The organism is Mesorhizobium sp. M0676 (assembly GCF_040320535.1).
Taxonomy (GTDB): Bacteria; Pseudomonadota; Alphaproteobacteria; order Rhizobiales; family Rhizobiaceae; genus Mesorhizobium.
In genome coordinates this window covers 157,501-180,568 of sequence record NZ_JAMYPU010000001.1, presented here as the reverse complement: position 1 = coordinate 180,568, position 23,068 = coordinate 157,501, and the positions used below count along the sequence as shown (strand labels likewise).

The following is a 23,068-nucleotide window of genomic DNA, read 5'->3' as shown; positions in this document are numbered from 1 at the left end:
CTTATGGCGCAGAAGACGATCGCGTTTTTTCCCGAAGCGGCCTACGGCCCGGCGCTCAATTCGGTCGGCATCGCGCAAGCCGTCGAGGCGCTCGGCCATAAGGCAGTGTTCCTGTCCGACCCCGGCTTTGTCGATGTCTACAAGGGTTACGGCTTCGAAGCGCATCCGGTGAACCTGTCGGAGCCGATGCCGCCCGAGCAGATGGCGAAATTCTGGGAAGACTTCATCAACAGCCACATCCCGAACTTCCGCAAATCGCCCTACGATCAGGTCGACAATTACGTGAAGGATTGCTGGACCGCGATCGTCGACAGCGCCAAATGGGCGCAGAAGGATTTGCCGCGAGTCCTGGCCGGCATCAAGCCTGATGTCATTTGCGTCGACAATGTCATCCTGTTTCCGGCCATCAAACAGTTCGGCAAGCCTTGGGTGCGCGTCATCTCCTGCTCGGAAAACGAGATCGAGGATGAGGACATCCCGCCGCATCTCTCCGGTTGCGGCGAGAACGACCATGTCGGCCACCAGCGCTATCGCGATCATTTCAATGCGGTGATCAAGCCCATCCACGACGACTTCAACGCCTTCCTCACCGCAAACAATGAAGCGCCCTACCCAGTCGGCCAATTCTTCGAGGCCTCGCCCTATCTCAATCTGCTGCTCTATCCCGAAGCGGCAAAGTTCAAGCGCCGCCATCCGCTCGACCCGGCAAAGTTCCAGTATCTGGAAGGCTGCGTGCGGCAGGAAAAGCCCTATACCGTGCCGACCTTCCCCGAGAACAATGACGGGCCGCTGCTCTATGTCTCCTTCGGCAGCCTCGGCGCCGGCGATGTCGATTTGTTGAAGCGCATAATCGCAACACTGGGCAAGACCCGTTACCGCGCGCTGGTCAATGTCGGCGGCTACAAGGACCAGTACACGGATGTGCCGGACAACGTCATCGTCGAGAGCTGGTTTCCGCAGCCTTCAGTTATCCCGCAGGCCGATGCCGCAATCCACCATGGCGGCAACAACTCGTTCACAGAGTGCCTCTATTTCGGCAAGCCGGCCATCATCATGCCCTATGTCTGGGACGGCCACGACAACGCCACCCGCGTCCAGGAAACCGGCCACGGCTTCGGCATGCCGCGCTACGACTGGAGCGACGCCCAGCTGATCAGCAGGATCGAAGCCTGCCTGACTGACCCCAAGATGAAGATCAGGCTGGCGAAGACCTCGGCGCAGATGCAGGCCCAGAACGGGCCTGAGAAGGCAGCCGGGCTGCTGGAGGCGCTGCTGTGAACTCCTCCGCCCCGCATCTCTACCAAGCCTCCACCCGCACCGACCTCGTCGACTGGGGCGCCCAGTCCGACGCGCTGGACGGCGCGTCGCACTCGACCGGCAGGCTTGTCCACAAAGGACCCAACAACCAGCCGGAATCCGGCATCTGGGTCTGCACGCCCGGCCGCTGGCGGCTCTCGATTCCGCGCGACGAATTGTGCCATTTCGTCGCCGGCCGCGCGAGCTACCGGTCGGATGCCGGGGAGGTGGTAGAAGTCGCAGCCGGGACCGTGGTCATGTTCCCTGCCGGCTGGACAGGCGAATGCACCGTGCATGAGACCATGCGCAACGTCTACATGCTGGCCTGAACAGCAACGGAGCTTCGCAATATGCCGACACCGCACTGGCCAAAGGCCTCGACCGTGAAACTGGAGGACTGGGGCGGGGGCAGCAACACGCTTGCCGGCTCGCCGCGCGCCTCGGGCAGGATCCTCTCGCAAAACCCGGACGGATCGAGCGAATGCGGCCTGTGGTCGTGCACGCCGGGCAGCCGCAAGGTCACCTTTGCCGCCGACGAGTTCTGCCATTTCCTGTCGGGCCGCGGGACCTATGTCCGCGAGAATGGCGAAGAGATCCCGGTCGAGGCCGGCATGCTGGTGTTCTTCCCCGCTGGCTGGGCCGGCACCTCCACCATCACGCAAACACTGACCAAGGCCTTCATGTGCCGCTGAGCACTTTTTTCAAGGAAATCGCCATGACCACGCCCATCATGCAATCCCCGCTTGCCATCACCGACCTCGTCGACTGGGGCGTCATCCCAACCATGATCGAGGGCGAGTCCCACACCTCGGGCAAGCTGCTCTACAAGGGGCCGGAGGGCCGTTCGGAATGCGGCCTGTGGGTCTGCACCCCCGGCAAATGGCACTGCCATGTCACCCGCGACGAGTTCTGCCACTTCCTCGAGGGCCGCTGCACCTATGTGCACGAATCGGGCGAGGTCATCCAGATCGAGCCGGACACGGCGGCGTTCTTTCCTCAGAATTGGAAAGGCGTCTGCACCGTCCATGAGACCATCAAGAAGGTCTACATGATCCGCTGAGCGGACCTGAAAGGACGACCATGCAATTCTCCGCTGAACGGCCGGCTTTCTTCGTCAATCCGGACTACCGGCCGATGACCGGCACGGCAAAACCGGTGATCGATCCGGCGACGCTGGAGACCGTCGGCTCGATCTCCGCCGCAACGGACGGTGAGGTCGATGCGGTGCTGTGTGCCGCAACCACGGCACAAGCCGCCTGGAAGCAGCTCGATGCCAAGAGCCGGGCAAAGCATCTGCATGCGGTCGCCAACGCCATCGAGGCGGCGGACTTCACGCGCTGCGCCGAGCTGATGGTGCGCGAGATGGGCAAGCCCTATCCCGAAGCGATCGGCGAGATCGCCAATTGCGCGCCGATCTTCCGCTACTATGCCGAGATGGCGCGCGACGACGCCGGCAAGATCGCCGGTACGACGCAGGCCGGGTCGTTCCAGTATGCGCGCTACGAGCCGTATGGCGTCTCCGTGCACATCATGCCTTACAACTTCCCGATCCTGCTGATGTGCTGGACCGTCGCGGCCTCGCTTGCCGCCGGCAACGGCTGCGTCATCAAGCCGGCCGAAGCGACGACGCTGTCGACGCTGGACTACATGACGGTGTTCCGTTCACTGCCGGAAGGGCTGGTCGCCTGCCTGCCTGGCACGGCCGCCACCGCGCAGGCGCTGATCGCCTCCGAACGCATCCACGCTGTCGCCTTCACCGGCTCGGTCGCCGCCGGCAAAGCCGTGGCAGTCGCCTGCGCCGAGCGCATGAAGCCTTGCGTCATCGAAGCCGGCGGCAGCGATCCGCTGATCATCAGCGAGCACGCGCCGCTCGACGTGGCGGCTGCCGGCAGCGTCACCGCCGCCTTCCACCTGACCGGCCAGGTCTGCACCTCGGCCGAACGCTTCTTTGTCGTCGACTCGGTTCACGATCGCTTCGTCGAGCTGTTCGCCGAGAAGACGCGGGCGCTGCGCATCGGCAATGGCATGGACAAGACCGAGATCGGCCCGCTGGTCAGCGAAGCCGCCCGGGCGAAAGTGATGCGGCTGGTCGATGATGCTATCAGCAACGGCGCTATAGCCGTTGCCGGCGGGCGCATTCCGCCGGCGCACAACACTGGCTGGTTCTACGAGCCAACGATCCTGACCGGCGTCACCCCCGATATGGCGATCGTGCGCGAAGAGTGTTTCGGACCGGTCGCCGCGATCTGCCGCGTCAAGGATTTCGACGAGGCGATCCGGCTTGCCAATGACAGCCCGTTCGGCCTCGGCGCCTCGGTGTTCACCACCGACCTCGCCGAGGCGCATGAGGCGGCCGAGCGGCTCGAGGCCGGCATGGTCTGGGTCAACAACCCGCTGATCGACAATGACGCCTTGCCCTTCGGCGGCTGGAAGGCATCAGGCCTTGGCCGCGAGCTGGGACGCCAGGGACTCGACGCCTTCCGACGCTCCAAGATGGTCATCATCGACCACAGACCGGCGATCCAGGACTGGTGGTATCCTTACCCCGACAGCTGGTTCCGCGAGACAGGCGGCCGCAAGCACGTGTGAGTCCGGCCAGTCCAAAACGTAAGCTGATGCTTACGCATCTGCCGAGATAGGCCGGCTATTTCAACGCTTGAAGCTTGTCGATCGCGGCAGTGAATCCGGCAAGCGAGACCGGAATGGTCACCGGCTTGCGCGTCACCGACTCCATGCCGATGTTCAGGTTGGTTCCCGATTTCATCGCCTTGACGAGGTCCGCCGACAAAGGGGTCGCGGCATAGGCGCCGTTCTGGTCGCTGGTCTGGATGGCAATGGTCGTCTTCTGCCCCTGGTCGATCTGGTACGAGGCGCCGGAAGGCAGGAACAGCCCGTGCGGCAAGGCCAGCAGCATGGCGAGGTTGCCATTGCCGTTGTCGCGGCGAACCGTAACGGTAAGAACGCGCTGCCCCGTCTTGGCCTCGGTAAGGTTTTGGGAGACCTGGCATTGAAGCTCGATGCCGGCCGATCCGCTGGCGCAGTTTAGCGCCCACGGATTGCCTTCTGCAGGCTTGGTCTCGGCAGATGTGGTTGACTTCGGCTCTTCGGCAAGCGCCGACCCTGCCGTCACGACCAGCCATAGCGCGCCGACCCAGGCGGCCCGGCCACAAACGGTTCTCAGCAATGAAGCCACCCGATCCTCGTCGTGTCAGGGTTTCGCCGAGCGCGTTGATACAACAGCCGAGCCTGGCGGGGAAGCCAATACGGTACATGAGCTCGGGCTAAATTACTGTTGCTGAATTGTCACAATAAGCAACTTTGAAATCTTGTACGTGTAAAGCAAACAATCATGCTCGCTATACACTGGGATTCGGATAGTATTAGCGACGGAGCGTGTACTCGTCGGGGTTCGCAAGGGATGGAGACGACCGAGAAAACTCGGCAGATCAATGACATGGCGACGCACGGAAGAAGCTTCCGGGCGAATAGCAAGTATCGCCGGTCAGGTTTCTCCAGGCATCTCTGGAAGACGACTGCGTTGTCCACTCTGGCACTTGCCCTTTCCGGCATAGCCGCCCATGCCGGCGACACCGGACTGTGGCAGCCGCAGGTCCGCGCCATCATCGGCGCCAACAACAATGGCGGCAACACGGCGATCGAGGGTTTCCTGCCGCTGAAGCAGAACCTCGAATCCGTTCTCTTTCTCGATGTGCGCTCGAAATACGATTTCGACGACGGCTTCGGCCAGGACGTCGGCCTCGGCGTTCGCCGCATCGTGAATCCGGATCTGATGATCGGCGGCTACGCCTATCTCAACATCCAGAACCACGACAGTCACCAGTTCGTCGCCTCGACGCTCGGCCTCGAGGCCATCACCTCAAAATACGATGCGCACGTAAACGTCTATCTGCCGATCAGCGGCGACCGCAGCACGGCCGGGCAAGAGTCGAGCCTGTCGCTGGTCGGGCATCAGCTGATCGAGCAGATATCGGCCATCGCCCACCGCGACTACGCGGCCTGGGGCATCGAGGGCGAGGTCGGCGTTCAGGTGCCGCTCAACCTGCCCGAGAACCATTCACTGCGTTTCGATGTCGGCGCCTACCATTTCGGCGATCCCGACGGCGACGACGGCAGCATCACCGGCGCCAAGGCCGGCCTGGAATATTCGATCGGCGACGTCATCGGCAAAGGCACGTCGCTGACCTTCACCGGCGAGGTGCGCAACGACAACCGCGATGACACCCAGTTCGCCGGCAGCATCCGGCTAACGGTGCCGCTCAACGCTTTCGACAAGGGCTCGTCTTCGGCCGATGACGGCGCCGAGCCGGTCTATCCGGTCAGCCCCGGCCTGCGCAAACGCGTCAACGAGCGCGTGCGTGGCGACATCGGCGTTCGCATCGAGAGCCAGGACAAAGTTACCGGCACGTCGACGCGGGTGGCGATCAATGCCGCCACCAACACGGCATTCGGCCAGTTCTTCTTTGCCGATGGTGACAACGACGCGCTCGGCCTCGGCACGATCGGCGACCCGACCACGCTCGACAATGCGGTCGCCGGCGCCGGCGCGAACGGCGTCGTCGTCGCGCTCGGCGGCAAGGGCAACATTACGACAGCCGGTGTGACGCTCGCCAACGGCCAGACCGTCATCGGCGGTGGCGGGGGCGTCCAGGCGCGGCTCGTCGACGGCAGCATCGGCACCTACAATTTCGGCGGATCCAACGGCACCCTCCAGGGCACCAACCCCGCCAACAACGTCCTGACGCTCGCCAACGGCAACACGCTGAGCGGCATCATCATCACAGGCGGCAAGGACGGCATCTTCGGCAACAACATCACCGGCGCCACGTTGACCAACGTCACGGTCACCGGCACCGGCGGCCACGGCGCCGACTTCACCGGTACATCGACCGGCGTCAATGGCTCGAACTTCACCGCGACCGGCAACGGCCTCGACGGACTGCACATCGAAGGCGACGGCACCTATAACTTCACCGGCACGACGCTGCTGCAGGGCAATGGCGACGACGGCCTGGATATAACCGGCCACGGCACCTACACTTTCGCCACCCTCAACTCGCTCGACAACAACGATGCCGGCATTACCGTGAAGGGCACCGGGGTCGCCGGCTCGATCACCATCACCGGTGGCCAGGTGTCGGGCAACAAGGCACTCGGCGACGACGGCGTCGGTGTCTTCATCGATCCGATCACCGCCCATATCGTGCTGGATTCGATCACCCAGACCGGCGGCGCATCGGGCGTCGTGCTCGAGAATCTTTCGGGCAGCTTCACCGTCAACGGCGCGACGACGATCTCGAACACGACCGGACCGGCCATCGCGATCACGGATTCGCCGGCCGCGATCCGCTTCGGCGACATCAACATCACCGATCCCGGCACCGACGGCATGGTGTTTACCGGCGTCAATGCGTCCGTCATCGCCGGCAACATCATCATCTCCGGGCTCGGCTCCGGCATCGGCCTCGACTTCTCCGGCAGCCAGACTAATTTCACGGCGCAGTCGCTGAACATAAACGGCACCGGCGGCACGACGTCCATCGGGATCGACCTTGTCCAGACCAACGGCGGCACGATCATCATCACCAATGGCGGCACCATCGCCAATGTCGGCACCGGCGTGCGGCTCGGCATTGCCGGCTCGCCGGCCGACGCCGCCAACGCCCAATTCACCTTCGGTGGCGGCTCGATCGGCGGCAACCTCGCCTCGCTCGACGCACGCGGCCTCAATTCCGGTTCGGGCCAATACGCATTCGGCACGACGACGTTCAACGGGCCGCAACTGTTCGACCAGACGCAGCTGATCTTTGTCGCCGCAGGCGGCACAGGCGACGGTACCTCGCTTTCGGACCTGGCTTCGATCACCGACGCCGACAACAATACCGACGGCACCGCGATTTTCGTGCTGGTCAATCGCGGTGTCATCGACGACACCGACGGCTTTACGCTCGAAGCGGGGCAGACCCTGGCCTCTTTCGGCAACGGCCGCACCTTCTCGCTCGGCGGCCTGCCGATCAATGTGACCGGCGACAACGTCGATCACGGCAGCACCATCTCGGATGCGGCCGGTGCCGCAACGCTGACCGCTTCGGGCAGCGGCGACGTCGTCACGCTGGCCAACAATACCTCGCTCCAGGACTTCAACATCTCCGGCGGTACTGCCAACGGCATCCATGGCAGCGGCGTCAGCAATGTCACGATGTCGGGGCTGAATGTTTCAGGCGCCAGCCTGAACGGCGTGCTGTTCGATGGCGCCATCAACAATGTTTCCGCCGACAATTTGAACTCAAGCGGCAATACCGGCAGCGGCCTGCTCATCGACAATGGTGGCGGAACTTACAGTTTCACCGGCACGACGACACTCTCGAACAATACCGGCCACGGCCTGTTCATCGTCAGCGGCGGAAACTATGGATTCGAGACGCTCGATGCAAAGGACAATGGCGGCTTAGGCATCTTCGTCAACTCGACGGGCGGCGGAAGCCTGACGACGACCGGCGGCACGGTTTCGGGCAACGGCCTCCAGGCCGTCTATGTCGTCACTTTCGGGCTTATCAACCCGATGGCGCTCAATGTCACGCTGGACATGGTGAGCCAGTCCGGCGGACAGAGTGGAATCTGCCTGGGCAACGTCGGCGGCAATTTCTCCGTTACCGGCACGACGACGACCTCCAACACCCTTTTCGACGGCATTTTCATCACAAACAGCGCCGCCACGGTTGATTTCGGCGGCGCGGCCACCATCACCCAGCCATCGCGCGACGGCGTCTCGATCAACAACAGTTCCGGCGCCACCACGTTCGGCACGGTGACGATCAACCAGGCCGGCGTGAACGGGATCCTCCTCAATGGCAATTCCGGCGCGGTAACGTTCGGCGACGCCAGCATCGGCCAGCCGACCCAGAGCGGCATCGACGTCCAGGGCGCCAACGGCACGATCAGCTTCGCCAACATCGACATCACCGGCCTGCCCACAGGCAAGACCGGGCTCGACCTGTCGGGCAGCCAGTCGACCTTCACCGCCACGTCGCTCGACATTGCCGGAGCTGGCACTTCCACGGGCATCGACCTTTCCGGCACCACCGGCGGCTCGGTGACGATCGGCACCGGTGTGATCTCCGCCGGCACCGGCGTCCAGATGGGCACCAACGGCGCGGCAGGCACCAGCGCAAACACGACCTTCTCGTTCGGCGCCGGTGTCGGCACCAGTTCGATCACCGGGACGACCGCCTCGCTCGACATGCGCGGCCTGCTAGCCGGCAACGGCACCTATGCCTTCAACGCCACCCATCTGGTCGGCCCGCAGCTGTTCGACACCGCCAACGTCATCTTCGTCGGCGCAGCAAACACCGGGACCGGCTCCGGCGCGAGCGTTGGCGACCTTATCAACGCCGACGCCGCCGACGGTCTGACGACCGACGCCAACACCATCTTCGTCCTTGTCAACAACGGCGCTGGAACCATCAACACCGATGCCGACGGCTTCACGCTTGCCGACGGCCAGCAGATCGTCTCCTTCGCCAACGGCAACACCGTCGCTCTCGGCGGGCCGCCGGCCAACGTCACCGGCGCCGAGGTGGTTACTTCGGGCACCCAGGTCGATCCGTTCGGCAATGGCGCCGCCACTCTCAACAACTCGGCCGGCAGCACCATCGATCTCGCCAACGGCAACCGCGTCGCCGACCTCAGCGTCAGCAATGCGGGTTCGGGCTCGGCGATCAACGGATCGAATGTAAACGCGGCCACCATCACCGGGGTGACGATCAGCAGCGCCGTAACCGGCATCGACCTGACCGGCGCAACGGGTGCGATCAACATCACCAACACGACGATGGGCGGCGTCAGCGGCACCGGCCTGCTGGCCAGCAACTTCGGCGGCACCGGCACCTTCAACAATTTGGATATCACCGGCGCCGGTATCGGCGTCAGCGTCACGGGCGGTTCCACGGGCACGCTGACCTTCGACAATGCGAGTTCGATCGCCGGCACGACGGGCACGGCGCTCAGCATTCTTGGAGCAACGCCTAACCTCACCTACAACGGCACCATCAATCAGACGAGTGCCGCGAGCGCGGTCATGATCAGCGGCATGACCGGCGGCTCCGCCACCTTCGCCGGCCAAATCACCGCCAGCACCGGCGCGGCCAACGCCATCGACCTGACCGGCAATGCCGGCGGCACGATCAATTTCACCGGCGGGCTCGACCTCACCACCGATGGCGGCCTTGCCTTCAGCGCCATCAATGGCGGCACGCTCACCGTCACCGGCACCAACACGACCGCATCTGGGCTCGGCCCTGTCGAAAACGGCATCCATCTCGGTGGCGCCGGCGGTTTGACCATCGGCGCAGGCGGCGTCATTTTCGACAGCGTCACCGTCGACGGCTCAGGCGGCGCCGTGCAGACCGGCATCCTCATCGAAAACACCAGCGGCGGCAGCGTCACCTTCGGCGCTGTCGACATCAATCGCGTCAATGGCGACGCCATCCGCCTCACCAACGTGGCCAACGCCGTTACCTTCAATGGCACGACGACGATCGACACGGTTGTTGGCGGTGGCCCCGGCTTCGTGGTGCAAGGCAGCGCCGCGACGGTCAATGTCAACAATCTGGTGACGACGCTGGTTTCGGGCGACGACGTCAGCCTGACCAACAACACCGGCACGATCAACATCGGCGGCACCATCACCGGTTCCGGCACCGGCAACGGCGTCGTGGTTTTTGGCGGCAGCGCCGCGATCACGGTCTCGGCCAACATCTCCAGCTCGGCAACAGCACCAGGCACGGCGGTCAAGATCGACGGCACCATCGGCGGCTCGGCCCAGTTCAGCGGCAGCGTCACGTCGACCGGCACCGGAAATCTGTTCGCCATCGGCTCGACATTGCCCCCGGCAGGCGGTGCGTTCAGCTTCACCGGCCCGACCCTGTCGGCGAGCGGTGGCGGCGGCGCGGTGGTCGGTGGCCTGATCGGCACCGCAACGTTGAATGTTACCACCCCGCTATCGATCACCAATGCCTTGGGCACCGGCCTGTCCGTCTCCGGTGTCGCGAGCACCGCATCGGCAACCTTCGGGGCGGTGACCGTGACGGGCGCCGGCGGCATCGGCATCAACATTGTCGGCAATGCCGGCCCGGTGACCTTCGGCACGACCCAGGTCACGCTGGGCACCACGAGCGGCACTGCCGGCATCAACTTCGCTGGCACCAACAACGATGTCAGCTTCGGCACGACCACCATCGACGATGTCGGCGCCAACCAGACCGGCATCGACTTCAGCGGCTCCTCGACGACGGCCGATTTCGGCCTGACGACGATCACCGGCCTGGGCGACCTGACCTCGCGCGGCATCGACCTGTCGTCGACCACCGGCAACAAGGTCATCACCTTCCTGCAGGGCTCGAAGATCGACAATGTCGGCATCGGCGTCGAATTGTCGTCCGGCCAGACCACGGCGACCTCCGCCAATGCCAACTTCACCTTCGGCGACGGCGATTCGACCGACGGGCTGGAATCCTTCATCATCGCCGCCGCCGGCGGCTTCACCGTCAACACGGTCGGTCTCGATCCGACGCTCGGCAACTACGATTTCGACGACGTGTTCTTCACCGGCAGCGCCAACCTCGCCACCGCGCCCGGTTCGATCACGCTGGTCTCGCAGTCGGGCGGCTTCATCGCCGCCGGCACGACCGGCAATCTCAGCATGGGCGTCAACACCATTTCGCTCGCCGCCGCCGATGCGCTGACCGGCACGCAGAACTTCGCCTTCGTCGGCACGATCAATCTCGGCGCCACCGCCTTCACGCTCGATTCCGGCCAGACGATCACCGGCTTCGGCAACAGCAATGTGGTTTCGACCGGCACGATCCAGCCGGCCAACGTCCAGGGCAATTTCGGCGCCACCGGCGGCAACATCACCGGCGACGAGGCCGTGGTCAGCGGGACGGCCAACCTGATGCAATTGCTCGGCGACAACGCCGTGCGCCACACCGCTTTCGACTTCAGCAGCGCGACCGGTGCCGCCTTCCTCATCGATCAGAGCGCGGTCGGCTTCAGCAATGCCAGCGGCATCACCATCGAAGGCGTGACGATCAGCAACGTCGCCGCTGGTCAGACGGCCATCCAGGTCGCCGGCCTCAACGGCAATCTGTCGATCATCAACAACAACATCAACGTTGCCGGCACGCTGCTCGACGTCAACGGCGGCACCGGCACCATTTCGGTGTCGCGCGGCATCCTGCCCAACAGCGCCACTCCGGGAACGCTGACCGGTGGCGGCATCAATATCGCCAACCGCACCGGCGGCGCGGTGACCTTCACCGACCAGGTGACGATCACCGGCGGCAACGGCGTTTCGATTTCGGGCGGCAGCGCGGCAGCTGCGGTCAACTTCAATGGCGGCCTCGACATCACGACATCGTTGGCCACCGGCCTCAGCCTTTCGGGACTGAATGGCCTCACCGTCGCCAATGCCGGTTCGACGACGATCAACGCCACGGGCCAGACCGCGCTGTCGCTGCAAGGCACACTCGGCGCCGGCGGCGTCAATTTCGACAGCATCACCTCGAGCGGCGCCACCAGCGGCATCATCCTCAACGGCGTCACCGGGGCGGTGAATGTCTCCGGCGCAACCAGCATCACCGGCACCGGCAGCTTCGGCATCGACGTCACCGGCGCCAACACCGGCACGTTTACCTTCAACACGGTGACGGTGAACAACGTCGCGACGACCGGCGGCGGCATCAACTGGGTCAGCGGCAACCTCAACATCGCCGGCCTCGCCAACATCGACACGAGCAGCGGCGTCGGCTTCTCGCAAAGCGCCGGCACGGTGAACTTCCTCAACGGCCTGACCATCGATACCACCAGCGGCACCGGCATTGTCGGGACCGGTGGCGTTATGGGCATCACCGCTTCCGCTGCAGCCCAGACGGTAAATTCGACCAGCGGCCAGGCGATCAACCTCATCAACGTCGCCGCCAGCATTGCGCTCGACTCGACCTCGTCGGGCGGCGGCACCAACAATGTTGGCCTGGCCAATGTCACCGGAACAGTCAGCCTCGGATCCGGCGCATTGAGCGGCGCTTCGGGCGTCGCATTCCTGCTCAATGGCAGTGCTGCGACCGTCAGCTATGGCGGCACGGTCACCAAGACCACCGCCGGCAAGATCGTCGACATCTCCGGCGTCACCGGCGGCACGGTCACACTGTCCGGCGCGCTCAGCGCCACCGGCGGTTTCGACAATGGTATTTATGTCCACGGCAACTCCGGCGGGACCATCACTCTCAGCGGTGGCACGAAGACGCTGACCACTGGCGCCAATACGGCGGTCGACTTGACGACTAACACCAGCGCGACGATCAACTTCGATACGGGTGGCCTGGTGATTACCACCACCTCCGGCACGGGCTTCAACGCCAGCGGCGGTGGCACGGTCAGCGTCGGCGCGCTCCTCAGCGACAACAGCATCACCACGACGGCCGGCGGCACCGCGTTGAACCTCAATGGCGTTACGATTGGCGCTGCGGGCATGAATTTCGACAGTGTTTCGGCCACTGCCGCCGCAACCGGCATCTCGCTGACCAATATCGCCTCGTCGGGCGGCGGCGCCATCATTCTCGGCACGGTCAACCTGCAAGGCATCACCACGCGTGGTGTCGATGTTTCCGGCGCGCTTGGCGCGGCGCTGTCCTTCAACGATCTCGACATCGGCCTGAACAGCACCACGGGCGTGGCCTTCGACCTCAACGGTGCCACCATCAATGCGGCGGTGACGGCCAATGACTTCGATGTCACCAATGCCGCCGCCGCCGGCACCTCGATAGGCGTCGACCTGCGTGGCGCCACTGGCGGCCAGACGGTACGCCTCGGCGATGCCGTTGTCGGCGGCGCCAGCTCCAGCATTGCCGGCGTCAACACCGGCGTGTTCCTCAACAGCGCCACCAACCTCGCTTTCACCTATGGCGACGGCGAATCGGCGACCGACCAGCTCTCGACCATCGGCGCCAATGTAGGCATCGACGCATCCAGTGCGCCGGTTGCCGGCACCTACAATTTCCAGGATGTGAACTTCCAGTCGGCTCCCGGCCTGGGCTTCGGAGTCGGCAAGGTCTATTTCGTCGGCGCGTCCGCGACCGGTGACGGCAGCGGTCGCGACCAGAACAATCTCGCGACGCTGGCCACCGCCGAAGCAGCAGCCGTGGCGACGGACATCCTGGTTCTCGTCAACGATGGCGGCACCATCACCGCGGCAGGCAGCAATGGCAACGACACGCTGGCTCTCGCCACCGGCGAGCAGGTGCGCGGCTTCGGCAACGGCAACATCAATCTGGCGCTGACGGTGCCCTCCACCATCCAGCTCGCCAGCAACAGCATCTCGATCATCGACCAGACGCCCAATGGCGCCGCGACGCTGACGACGAGCGCCGGCAACAATGTCATCACGCTCGGCGCCAGCGGCAACATCATCGACAGCTTCATCCTGAATGGCAGCCCGGCGGGTGCCGCGCGTGGCGTCAAGGACAATGGCGCGGGTGCTGCGAATACCGTCATCAGCAACATGACCATCAGCAATTTCGCCACGCAGGGTATCGAGATTACCCCGTCGAACAGCACGACGATCAACAACGTTACTTTCTCCGGCAACGCCAGCGATGTGTGGCTGAACGCGTCCAACACCACCATCACCAACGTCACCAGCACCGGCGCCACCGGCATTGCTTTCAAACTCGACAACACCACCGGCACGACGACGCTGACCAACGTCAACATCACCACGGCGGCGAGCGGAACCGGCATCGCCTTCGGCGGCGCGTCGGGCGCTGGCGGCACGATTGCCGGTACCAATGTCGATATATCGGGCGGCAGCGGCCTTTCGGTGACCAGCGGCAACGCGGTGATCAGCTTCGACGGCGCCAGCTCCATCATCAGCACGTCGGGCGCGGCGGCCACGATCTCGACCCGCGCTGGCGGCAGCTTCACCTTCGCCGGCTCGGTGATCGCCAACGGCGCTGCGAGCGGCATTAGTATTTCCGGCGCGACGGCGGCCAATACGGTGAGCTTCACCGGTACGGTCGATCTCGGCACCACGACGCCGATGACCGGCACCGCAGTCGCAATCAACAACGGCGCCACGGCCTCGACCGTCAGCTTCGCAAACCTCGACATCGTCACCAACGGCACCACCGGATTCAGCGCCATCAATGGCGGCACGGTCAATGTGACGACCGGCACGGTGAGCTCCACTTCCGCGCAGGCGGTCAACCTCAACGGCATCGCCACCACCACCGGCATCAATTTCACCTCGACCAATTCGACCGGCGGCACCAACAACGTGTCGCTGACCAATGTCACCGGCGCCGGCACTGTCAGCCTCGGCTCCGGTGCGCTCGGCGGCGCGACCGGCGCGGCCTTCCTGGTCACCGGCGGCTCGGCCAATGTCAGCTATGCCGGCTCGGTCACCAAGACCACGGCCGGAAACGTCGTCAGCATCTCCACCCGCACCGCCGGCACCACGACATTGTCGGGCACTCTCAGCGCCACCGGCGGCGTGGCCAACGGGATCCTCGTCAACGCCAACACCGGCGGCACGATCAACTTCTCCGGCGCCAGCAAGATACTGACCACCGGAGCCAACAATGCCGTCGACCTGACGGCGAACACCAACACCGCGGTCAACTTCACCGGCGGCGGCCTAGCCATCACCACCACCTCCGGCACCGGCTTCAACGCCACGAGCAACGGTACTGGCACCGTGACCGTTATCGGCTCGGGCAACACGATTTCGACCGGCAGCGGCGTCGCGGTCAACCTTGACAGCGTTGCCATCGCGGCGGGCGGCGTGACCTTCGCTTCCACGAACAAAGGCGCCGGCGGCACCAGCGCCGTCATCCTCGATACCGTCACCGGTTCGGGAGCGATCGACCTCGGCACCGGCGCGCTGGTGGGCGGAACAAGCGCCGTGATCCGTATCGGCGATGGCCTAGGCACCGCCAACAGCGGCGGCACGGCGGCCTTCACCTATGCCGGCGCGATCACCAGCGGCAGCACCGGCCAGGCGGTCAACATCCAGGATCGCGCCCTGACCGCCGGCAACATCACCCTGTCGGGCAACATCACGCATAATGCGGCGGGCCAGATCGGCATCCTGCTGGACGACAATGTCGCCGGCATCATCACCTTCTCCGGCGCGTCGAAATCGATCACCTCGACCACGGCGGCTGGCGTCAGCCTGAGCGACAATGCCGGCGCGACGATCAACTTCACCAATGGCGGGCTGGTCATCGCCACGACCAGCGGCGCCGGTTTCAGCGCCACCGGCCCCGGTCCGGCAGCCACCACCGGCGGCACGATGACGGTGCAGGGCACCGGCAACACCATCGTGTCCGGCACGGGCACGGCCCTTAATGTCGCCAACACGACGATCGGCGCCGGCGACGTGACGTTCAGGAGCATTGCGTCCAATGGTGCAGCCAACGGCATCGTGCTCAACAACACCGGCACCAGCGGCAATCTGGTGGTGACCGGCACCGGCGCGACGGGGGGCAGCGGCGGCACGATCCAGAACTCGACCGGCGATGGCGTCAGCCTGACCGACACTCAGGATGTCAGCCTGAGCAACATGATTATCAGCGACAATGCGGGCAACGGCATAAAGGGCCTGCGCGTCAACGGTGTGGTGCTCAACGGTCTGACCCTGAACAGCAATGCCGATGCCAACACCGAGTCCGGAATCCTGTTCAACGAACTTACCGGCAACGCCTCGCACGTCACCACGTTCACCAACCTCACGGTCTCCAACTCATTCACCCATAACGTGCAGGTCATCAATTCCGGCGGCACGTTGGCGAACCTGGTGGTGAGCGGCGGCACGTTCTCGAACAACGGCGCCTCGAACAATGCCGGCAGCGACTTCATCTTCGAGGCGGACGGCGCCGGTGTCGCCGGCGCGCCGACGATGACGCTGACCGTCGACGGCGCAACCTTCACCGGCAACAACGCCTATCCCGGACCGGGAGTCATCCCTGGAACCGGTCTGTTCGTCATTGCCAATGACGGCACCGTCAACGCTCACATCGGCGAGACCACGGGAAATCTATTCAACAATCTGAACAACGGCATCAACCTTACCCAGAGCAGCAATTCCGGCGCCGGCACGGGCGGCAATCTGAATTTCACCGTCCGGAACAACACCGTCACCAACAGCGACTCGACGGCCATCAACGTGTTCAGCAGCGGCGACCTCGCACGGACGCTTGACGGCACAATCGCCAACAACGTCATCGGTACGCAAGGCGTAGCAACCTCGGGATCGCGAACCGGCAACGGCATCAGGGTTGGGCATGAAAGCCTCGGCGTCGCCAAGGTGCTGATCGACAACAACATTATCCAGAGCATCGGCGTCAACGGCATAAGCGGTGGCGACAGCGTCTCGATCACGCAGCTCGTGCAGCCGGGCACCGTGCACGCGACGGTCACCAACAACACCATTCGCGACAATGCCGACAGCCGCGGCATCACGGTCACCGCCACATTTGCCGGCGCTATCATCAATGCCGACGTTCATGCCAACACCATCACCAACGTCAACAACGCCAATGCCATCCGCTTCCTCGCGGACGGCCTCGGCGGCGCCGACGGCACGATCAACGTACCGCAGGCGAGCGAGGCCGGTATCGAAACCGTCAATGGCGGGGCAACGGCACTGACGGACACCCGGACGTTCTTCAACCAGCCGCTGCCACTGCTGCCTGCCGCGACACCGTAGTCAGCACCTTGGATTCGTCCTAGGAAATATATTTTATGAATCTGATATCGACTTGTTGTCTTACTTAGGCATAATACAAGAATTCAGACAGTAAGCGGCCAACGGAGGGGACGGGGATGAGTGAGCCTTATTTAGGTGAAGTCAAGATCATTTCCTGGAACTATGCACCGCGCGGCTGGGCATTTTGTAACGGCCAGTTGTTGCCGCTTAACCAGAACCAGCCATTGTTCTCACTTCTTGGCACCAGGTACGGCGGCAACGGCCAGACAAATTTTGCCCTTCCGGATATGAGGGGACGTGCGCCGGTTCATACGGGCGGCCCTATCGGTGCAATTGTCGGCGGCCAGGGCGGCGAAGAGTTTCACACGCTCACGCTCGGCGAAATGCCGACACACAACCATTTCGTCAACGCATCGAACACTGCCGGCAACGTCAACAATCCATCCGGCGCGCTGTTGGGGGCGAACGCCAGCCCGATCTATCAGCCGCCTGGCAGCGCGGTGGCTATGGCGAAGGAAAACATCACTTTCGTCGGTGGCGGCCAGCCGCATGAGAACAGATCGCCCTATCTCGTCTTGAATTTCATCATTGCCCTGCAAGGCATATTCCCGTCGCGAAATTAAGAGGACGCTTCGATGAGCCAACCTTTTGTCGGCGAGATCAGGATGTTCGGTGGCAATTTCCCTCCGAATGGCTGGGCGTTCTGCCAAGGCCAGTTGATGCCGATCTCCGAGAACGAAACTTTGTTCAATCTGATCGGTACGACTTATGGCGGCGACGGGGAGGAAACATTCGCCCTGCCCAACCTCGCATCCCGCATCCCCGTCCATGCTGGCAAGGGCCCGCTGGTCAGCCAGACCTATATCATCGGAGAACTGGGCGGGGTCGAATCCGTCACTGTTTCAACCCAACAAATGCCGAACCATTCCCATACCTGGACCGGTTCGTCGAATATCGCCAAGAATCCGGGTCCGTCCGGCGGTGTCCTGGCGACATCGAGCCTGCTGACGCCCTATGTGGGTATCGCACCTGATGGCAACATGGCCGCCGGAGCCATTTCGCCGGCCGGCGGCAGCCAGCCTCACGACAATATGGTGCCGTTCCTCGCCGTCAGTTTCATCATCTCGCTATTTGGCATCTTCCCCCAGCAAAGCTAGAGACTTGCCATGACCAATCCGTTCGTCGCCGAAATTCGAATTTTTGCCGGAGATTTCGCCCCGACGGGGTGGGCGACCTGCGATGGCCAGCTCCTGCCAATCTCGCAGAATACGGCGCTGTTTTCGCTGCTGGGCACAGTTTACGGCGGCGACGGCAAGTCGACCTTCGCGTTGCCGAATATGGCTGGCTCCGCGCCCATGGGGCAAGGACAGGGCAATGGCTTGTCGGAGCGGTTTCTCGGCGAGACGGGTGGCGAAACGTCCGTCACCCTTCTGCAAACGGAAATGCCGCAACATAATCATTTTGTCGCGATATCCACCGAGAGTGGCGCCCAGGGAACTCTTACCGATGCGGTTGTTCTGGGGAAGTCGGGGGGCGGAACGCTTTATCAGAACAACACTTCGCAAAATCTGGTCCAGATGGACCCCCAGGCACTGAGCATAACGGGCAGTACGTTGCCTCACAACAACCTGCCTCCCTATCTGGCGATGACGTTCATCATTGCCATGCAAGGCGTTTATCCGGCGCGTCCGTAAGCGCCACTCCATGATCCAGCTTCCGATTGTGGACAACGGGCCTGTTATATTTTGCTGGGTGCGCGCGGCGCGGATTGATCTGACGTTCCGCCCGATGGCGGACGCCGATCTGCCGTTCCTGTCGGCGCTCTACGCCTCGACCCGCGCCGAAGAACTTGCCGTCACGCCGTGGAGCGACGCGCAGAAAACGGCGTTCCTCGACATGCAGTTTCAAGCGCAGCACGCGCATTACCAGAAATACTATCCCAACGCCGACTGGCTGGTGATCGAGCAGGCAAGGCAAGATATCGGTCGCCTGTATATTGAGCGCTCGGCGAGCGAGCATTGCATCATAGATATCGCCTTCCTGCCGGCGCATCGCGGCAAGGGGTCTGGCGGTGCGTTGCTCGCCGATCTCATTGATGAGGCCGCCGCCGTCGGCAAGTCGGTCTCGATCCATGTCGAGAAGAACAATCCAGCGCGGCGGCTCTACAAGCGCCTCGGCTTCACCGTTGCCGAGGACAAGGGCGTCTACGACCTGATGATCCGTTCGCCGTAAGGGCCGTGCCGGTCGTCACGTGCCGCGATACCAGGAGACGATGGTGAAACGTTCGTTGCACGTGACCGGGGTGACTTCATGCGTCGTTTCCGAGCGAAAGGCGACGAGAGAGCCCGGCAATGCCGGCATGGCAATGCGCAGGTCCGGGCCGCTGTAAGGCCCATGCAGGACCAGCGAGCCGCCTGCATAGCTTTCTGGCGAAGGGTTGTCCGATTGACGGTTGAGAAAGATCACCACCGAGATCTTTCGGAACCGCGACTCGTCGTGAATGAGCGGCGTGTTGCCATCCTGGTGCGGCACAAAGAAATCGCCTTGCCGATAGTGAAGGAACTGAGGTTTCTCGACCTGGCCGAGCAGCAGCCCGAAATGCCGCTCCAGAGCCGCCTTCTGCTGCGCCAACAGGGCACTCACCCGCTCTTCAGTGGCCTGCGAAACCTCGGCGCGCACGGTCTTGCGGATCTCCGGCCATGCCGTCTTCTGGTCGGCACGCCGCAGCAGGCCGGCCGGACGGCTCACGGCCGCCCGAATTTCCGCGCACAGTGCGCTACACGCCGCTCCGTCAAATACGTCCGCAATCTCGATATAGTCGATCATATGTCGAGCCGCCGCGCTGCCAAATCGCCCTGATGGCCGGAGCGTCCCCGTGGCCGATCCGGTCGAAAAAAATCAGTTGAATACCGCCTCGTAAAGCCGCCCTGCCTCATCGGCAGCGATCGGCACGATGAAGATCTCATGGGCGCCGCTTTTGCCGTTGAACCGATAGATAGCCTGCGGCAGCGCCGCGTCGCGCGGCCCCCTGAACAGCAGCGTGAAGCCACCGCCGTCGCGCGGGCTGTTGGCAATGGGCTGCACCGCGCTCAGTTCCATCGTGTGCGTCTGACCGCCGGCTTCGACGGAAAAGCTCTGCCCCTGCTCGAAATCCGAAAGCGATGCCATGCGCCTGCCCTGGTTCGTCTGTCTTTCAGACGGCTCTCTTGAGATGTCTATCCCGTCAGCCAATCTCGCCGCTTCATGGCGTGCTGTCTATAGAGCTCGATCTCCAGAAGTACAAAAGAGCACGATCAAACAAACAGATAGATTTATCTTGGCCACGTAGGGTGAAGCAGCCGTCAACGCGTTGCGCACCGGCAGCCACTGGCCTAAACCGGAATGGTATTAGAGGAGAACACTAGGGATGACTGACGCGAAAACAGACACGGCCCCGGCCGGAAGCACCGCGACCAACGCGCTGCCGCTGTTCTACAAAAAACCCGAGGCGCTCAATCCGCTGCGGCACGGCTCACTCGGCCTTACGGCGCGGGCCGATTTCTCCTTTGCCCGCACCGCGCACGCCATCCCCGTCGTCGCATCGGAAATGCCGGCGGCGATGCGCTCCTATCCGATCGTTTTCATTGCCGACGCCAAGGCGCCTGTCATCATCACCGGTCTGCGCCAGGACCAGAACCTGTTCGTAGGCGCCGACGGCAAATGGGCGGAGCCGCATTACATTCCCGCCTATGTCCGCCGGTACCCCTTCATCCTGGCCGATGAATCGAAAACGACCGGCCGCCTGAGGTTGTGCATCGACCGCGCCAGCGAACGCGTCGTCGAGCAGACGCCTTCGTCCAAGGGCGGCGACGAGACCGCGCCCTTCTTCGACGGCAACGAGCCGGCCGAGGCCTCGAGGCAGGCGCTCGCCTTCTGCAGCCAGTTCCAGACCGACTTCAATGCGACTCGCGCCATGATCGACAAGATCGACGCGCACGGCCTGTTCGCGCCGCGGCAGAGCAAGGTGATGCTGGAGGGCGGCGAGACCCTCAACCTCACCGACTTTCAGGTGATCGACGAGCCGGCCTTCAACAAATTGAGCGACGAGGCGTTTCTTGATCTCAGGAAATCCGGCGCGCTTGCGCTGCTCTATTGCCATCTCGCCTCGAGCAACAGCTGGACCTCGCTGGCCTTCCAGGCGTCATTGCGGCGAGCTGGCTGACGCGGCCCGCGACGAAAAGCTTCGGCAAGGCGCGGGTTGTTTAAATCAACGGTTCGCGCCTTCGCACGACGATCTCTCCGCGGCTCGAATCATGCTGTTGTCGTGCAGATCGATTGCCATGACGGGTTGGCGAACTTCCTAATGCTCGACGTATCTCTCGCGAAATGCGCCGAGGCGGCATCAATCCCCCGGTTCGCGGACCTCTCAGCACGCCAACCTTGCTGCCCTCCTCAATCGTTGAATAGCCGGTCGTCGCCATCGATCACGGTCCGAACGCAAAAAGCCCGCGTGAAGCGGGCTGTTTTTGATGTTGGTTGCGGGGACAGGATTTGAACCTGTGACCTTCAGGTTATGAGCCTGACGAGCTACCGGGCTGCTCCACCCCGCGTCACCTCCAGGGCAAGCTCTTGCTTGCTCCGGACTCTCCAGGGCAAGCTCTTGCCTGCTCCGGATCTGAAGCAAGCGTTTGCTTGCTTATCTGGACGTAAGCCTGGGCCTATGAACAGGATGGCTTACAGATAGGTATATGGCTGACCAAATGAAAGGGCCGCTTGCGCGGCCCGTGATCCCTTGGCGGGCCTTTTCGTAGAGAGAAGATTTCAGTTTCATCCGGTTTGCGGATGAGAGTTCAACGTGCGTTTTGCAGACCTGGCAGCGACCTACTCTCCCGCGTCTTGAGACGAAGTACCATCAGCGCTGGAGCGTTTCACGGCCGAGTTCGGAATGGGATCGGGTGCAGCCGCTCCGCCATAACCACCAGGTCGGCAAAACGCACGTTATATCGAGAAGCTGTTTTTTTCGTGCCAAGGCGACGTTTGTGTTTTGCTTACGGGCGTAAGCCCGCAAGCGCGACTGCGCGTCGCCGGTTTTCCGGCGCCCTCGCGGAGCATAGGCCCTGTAAGGGCCGCTCATGCGTGAGCGCTGGTCAGATCATCGTGTTTCACGATGAGCATAAGGAATGAGAACGATCAAGCCGATCGAACTATTAGTACCGGTAAGCTTCAAGCGTTGCCGCTCTTCCACACCCGGCCTATCAACGTGGTCGTCTTCCACGGTTCTCAGGGAATACTCGTTTTAAGGTGGGTTTCCCGCTTAGATGCCTTCAGCGGTTATCCCGTCCGGATATAGCTACCCTGCTATGCGGCTGGCGCCACAACAGGTCCACCAGAGATCCGTCCATCCCGGTCCTCTCGTACTAGGGACAGATCCTTTCAATATTCCTACACCCACGGCAGATAGGGACCGAACTGTCTCACGACGTTCTGAACCCAACTCACGTACCGCTTTAAATGGCGAACAGCCATACCCTTGGGACCTGCTCCAGCCCCAGGATGCGATGAGTCGACATCGAGGTGCCAAACAACCCCGTCGATATGGACTCTTGGGGGTCATCAGCCTGTTATCCCCGGCGTACCTTTTATCCGTTGAGCGATGGCCCTTCCACGCGGGACCACCGGATCACTATGACCGACTTTCGTCTCTGCTCGACTTGTCAGTCTCGCAGTCAGGCAGGCTTATGCCATTGCACTCAGCGAACGATTTCCGACCGTTCTGAGCCCACCATCGCGCGCCTCCGTTACTCTTTAGGAGGCGACCGCCCCAGTCAAACTACCCACCATACATTGTCCCGGACCCGGATAACGGGCCGCGGTTAGACATCCATAGTAATAAGGGTGGTATTTCAAGGGTGGCTCCACCTGAGCTGGCGCCCAGGTTTCAAAGCCTACCACCTATCCTACACATGCCACTACGAATGCCAATGTAAAGCTATAGTAAAGGTGCACGGGGTC

General features: G+C 63.0%; 14 protein-coding genes, 1 tRNA gene and 2 rRNA genes (1 of these 17 cut by a window edge). 11 read left to right on the top strand and 6 right to left on the bottom strand.

Annotated elements, in window-relative coordinates:
- Positions 1–3: 3 nt before the first annotated feature.
- The 5 genes from NKI35_RS00855 to NKI35_RS00835 are packed head-to-tail and all read left to right on the top strand — an operon-like array spanning position 4 to position 3,885.
- Positions 4–1,278, top strand: coding sequence for a nucleotide disphospho-sugar-binding domain-containing protein (locus NKI35_RS00855; RefSeq protein WP_023819647.1), 1,275 nt, complete (start codon positions 4–6; stop codon positions 1,276–1,278).
- On the top strand, positions 1,275–1,625 hold the full coding sequence (locus NKI35_RS00850) for a cupin domain-containing protein (protein WP_023819646.1): 351 nt from the start codon (positions 1,275–1,277) through the stop codon (positions 1,623–1,625). The genes NKI35_RS00855 and NKI35_RS00850 overlap by 4 nt, the downstream gene beginning before the upstream one ends.
- A 21-nt stretch (positions 1,626–1,646) precedes the next feature.
- Positions 1,647–1,988, top strand: a complete 342-nt coding sequence (locus tag NKI35_RS00845; RefSeq protein WP_023672950.1) for a cupin domain-containing protein — start codon at positions 1,647–1,649, stop codon at positions 1,986–1,988.
- A 23-nt stretch (positions 1,989–2,011) separates the two neighbouring features.
- Positions 2,012–2,356 carry a cupin domain-containing protein gene (locus NKI35_RS00840; RefSeq protein ID WP_023737483.1) on the top strand — a complete coding sequence of 115 codons (345 nt, stop codon included), beginning with the start codon at positions 2,012–2,014 and terminating at the stop codon, positions 2,354–2,356.
- 20 nt (positions 2,357–2,376) lie between these two features.
- A complete protein-coding gene (locus NKI35_RS00835) occupies positions 2,377–3,885 on the top strand; it encodes an aldehyde dehydrogenase family protein (protein WP_352738079.1) in 1,509 nt (502 codons plus the stop codon).
- A gap of 55 nt (positions 3,886–3,940) precedes the next feature.
- On the opposite strand, the gene NKI35_RS00830 is transcribed toward NKI35_RS00835, so the two are convergent.
- Positions 3,941–4,489 (bottom strand): invasion associated locus B family protein, encoded by a 549-nt coding sequence (locus NKI35_RS00830; RefSeq protein ID WP_031196023.1) that lies wholly within the window; start codon positions 4,487–4,489, stop codon positions 3,941–3,943.
- Positions 4,490–4,834: 345 nt separating this feature from the next.
- Here NKI35_RS00830 and NKI35_RS00825 point away from each other — a divergent pair, with 345 nt between their 5' ends.
- The 5 genes from NKI35_RS00825 to NKI35_RS00805 all read left to right on the top strand — a co-directional run bounded on the left by NKI35_RS00825 (position 4,835) and on the right by NKI35_RS00805 (position 19,309).
- Positions 4,835–17,077 (top strand): beta strand repeat-containing protein, encoded by a 12,243-nt coding sequence (locus NKI35_RS00825; RefSeq protein WP_352738077.1) that lies wholly within the window; start codon positions 4,835–4,837, stop codon positions 17,075–17,077.
- 116 nt (positions 17,078–17,193) lie between these two features.
- A complete protein-coding gene (locus tag NKI35_RS00820; protein ID WP_023672955.1) occupies positions 17,194–17,700 on the top strand; it encodes a phage tail protein in 507 nt (168 codons plus the stop codon).
- 12 nt (positions 17,701–17,712) lie between these two features.
- Positions 17,713–18,234: a phage tail protein gene (locus NKI35_RS00815; RefSeq protein WP_023672956.1), complete on the top strand. Its 522-nt coding sequence runs from the start codon at positions 17,713–17,715 to the stop codon at positions 18,232–18,234.
- A 9-nt stretch (positions 18,235–18,243) separates the two neighbouring features.
- Positions 18,244–18,771, top strand: coding sequence for a phage tail protein (locus NKI35_RS00810; protein ID WP_023686661.1), 528 nt, complete (start codon positions 18,244–18,246; stop codon positions 18,769–18,771).
- 10 nt (positions 18,772–18,781) lie between these two features.
- On the top strand, positions 18,782–19,309 hold the full coding sequence (locus tag NKI35_RS00805; protein WP_023833000.1) for a GNAT family N-acetyltransferase: 528 nt from the start codon (positions 18,782–18,784) through the stop codon (positions 19,307–19,309).
- Between the two features lie 15 nt (positions 19,310–19,324).
- On the opposite strand, the gene NKI35_RS00800 is transcribed toward NKI35_RS00805, so the two are convergent.
- Together NKI35_RS00800 and NKI35_RS00795 are read right to left on the bottom strand one after the other, a co-directional pair.
- Positions 19,325–19,903: a 2OG-Fe(II) oxygenase gene (locus NKI35_RS00800; RefSeq protein ID WP_352738074.1), complete on the bottom strand. Its 579-nt coding sequence runs from the start codon at positions 19,901–19,903 to the stop codon at positions 19,325–19,327.
- 72 nt (positions 19,904–19,975) lie between these two features.
- Positions 19,976–20,245 carry a DUF6916 family protein gene (locus tag NKI35_RS00795; protein WP_352537054.1) on the bottom strand — a complete coding sequence of 90 codons (270 nt, stop codon included), beginning with the start codon at positions 20,243–20,245 and terminating at the stop codon, positions 19,976–19,978.
- A 238-nt stretch (positions 20,246–20,483) separates the two neighbouring features.
- On the opposite strand from NKI35_RS00795, the gene NKI35_RS00790 reads away from it, so the two are divergent.
- Positions 20,484–21,278 carry a SapC family protein gene (locus tag NKI35_RS00790; RefSeq protein WP_352738071.1) on the top strand — a complete coding sequence of 265 codons (795 nt, stop codon included), beginning with the start codon at positions 20,484–20,486 and terminating at the stop codon, positions 21,276–21,278.
- A gap of 311 nt (positions 21,279–21,589) precedes the next feature.
- On the opposite strand, the gene NKI35_RS00785 is transcribed toward NKI35_RS00790, so the two are convergent.
- The 3 genes from NKI35_RS00785 to NKI35_RS00775 form a co-directional block, all read right to left on the bottom strand.
- Positions 21,590–21,666 (bottom strand) — tRNA-Met (locus tag NKI35_RS00785).
- Positions 21,667–21,924: 258 nt separating this feature from the next.
- Positions 21,925–22,039: ribosomal RNA gene (rrf, locus tag NKI35_RS00780) — 5S ribosomal RNA — on the bottom strand.
- Positions 22,040–22,242: 203 nt separating this feature from the next.
- Positions 22,243–23,068 (bottom strand): 23S ribosomal RNA (locus NKI35_RS00775); it runs 1,975 nt beyond the window's last position.

What these genes read in the sequence shown, in the direction of transcription:
- NKI35_RS00855 (WP_023819647.1), top strand. Translation starts at nt 4, where the DNA reads ATGGCGCAGAAGACGATCGCGTTTTTTCCCGAAGCGGCCTACGGCCCG.
- NKI35_RS00845 (WP_023672950.1), top strand. Translation starts at nt 1,647, where the DNA reads ATGCCGACACCGCACTGGCCAAAGGCCTCGACCGTGAAACTGGAGGAC.
- NKI35_RS00840 (WP_023737483.1), top strand. Translation starts at nt 2,012, where the DNA reads ATGACCACGCCCATCATGCAATCCCCGCTTGCCATCACCGACCTCGTC.
- NKI35_RS00835 (WP_352738079.1), top strand. Translation starts at nt 2,377, where the DNA reads ATGCAATTCTCCGCTGAACGGCCGGCTTTCTTCGTCAATCCGGACTAC.
- NKI35_RS00820 (WP_023672955.1), top strand. Translation starts at nt 17,194, where the DNA reads ATGAGTGAGCCTTATTTAGGTGAAGTCAAGATCATTTCCTGGAACTAT.
- NKI35_RS00815 (WP_023672956.1), top strand. Translation starts at nt 17,713, where the DNA reads ATGAGCCAACCTTTTGTCGGCGAGATCAGGATGTTCGGTGGCAATTTC.
- NKI35_RS00810 (WP_023686661.1), top strand. Translation starts at nt 18,244, where the DNA reads ATGACCAATCCGTTCGTCGCCGAAATTCGAATTTTTGCCGGAGATTTC.
- NKI35_RS00805 (WP_023833000.1), top strand. Translation starts at nt 18,782, where the DNA reads ATGATCCAGCTTCCGATTGTGGACAACGGGCCTGTTATATTTTGCTGG.
- NKI35_RS00800 (WP_352738074.1), bottom strand. Translation starts at nt 19,903, where the DNA reads ATGATCGACTATATCGAGATTGCGGACGTATTTGACGGAGCGGCGTGT.
- NKI35_RS00795 (WP_352537054.1), bottom strand. Translation starts at nt 20,245, where the DNA reads ATGGCATCGCTTTCGGATTTCGAGCAGGGGCAGAGCTTTTCCGTCGAA.
- NKI35_RS00790 (WP_352738071.1), top strand. Translation starts at nt 20,484, where the DNA reads ATGACTGACGCGAAAACAGACACGGCCCCGGCCGGAAGCACCGCGACC.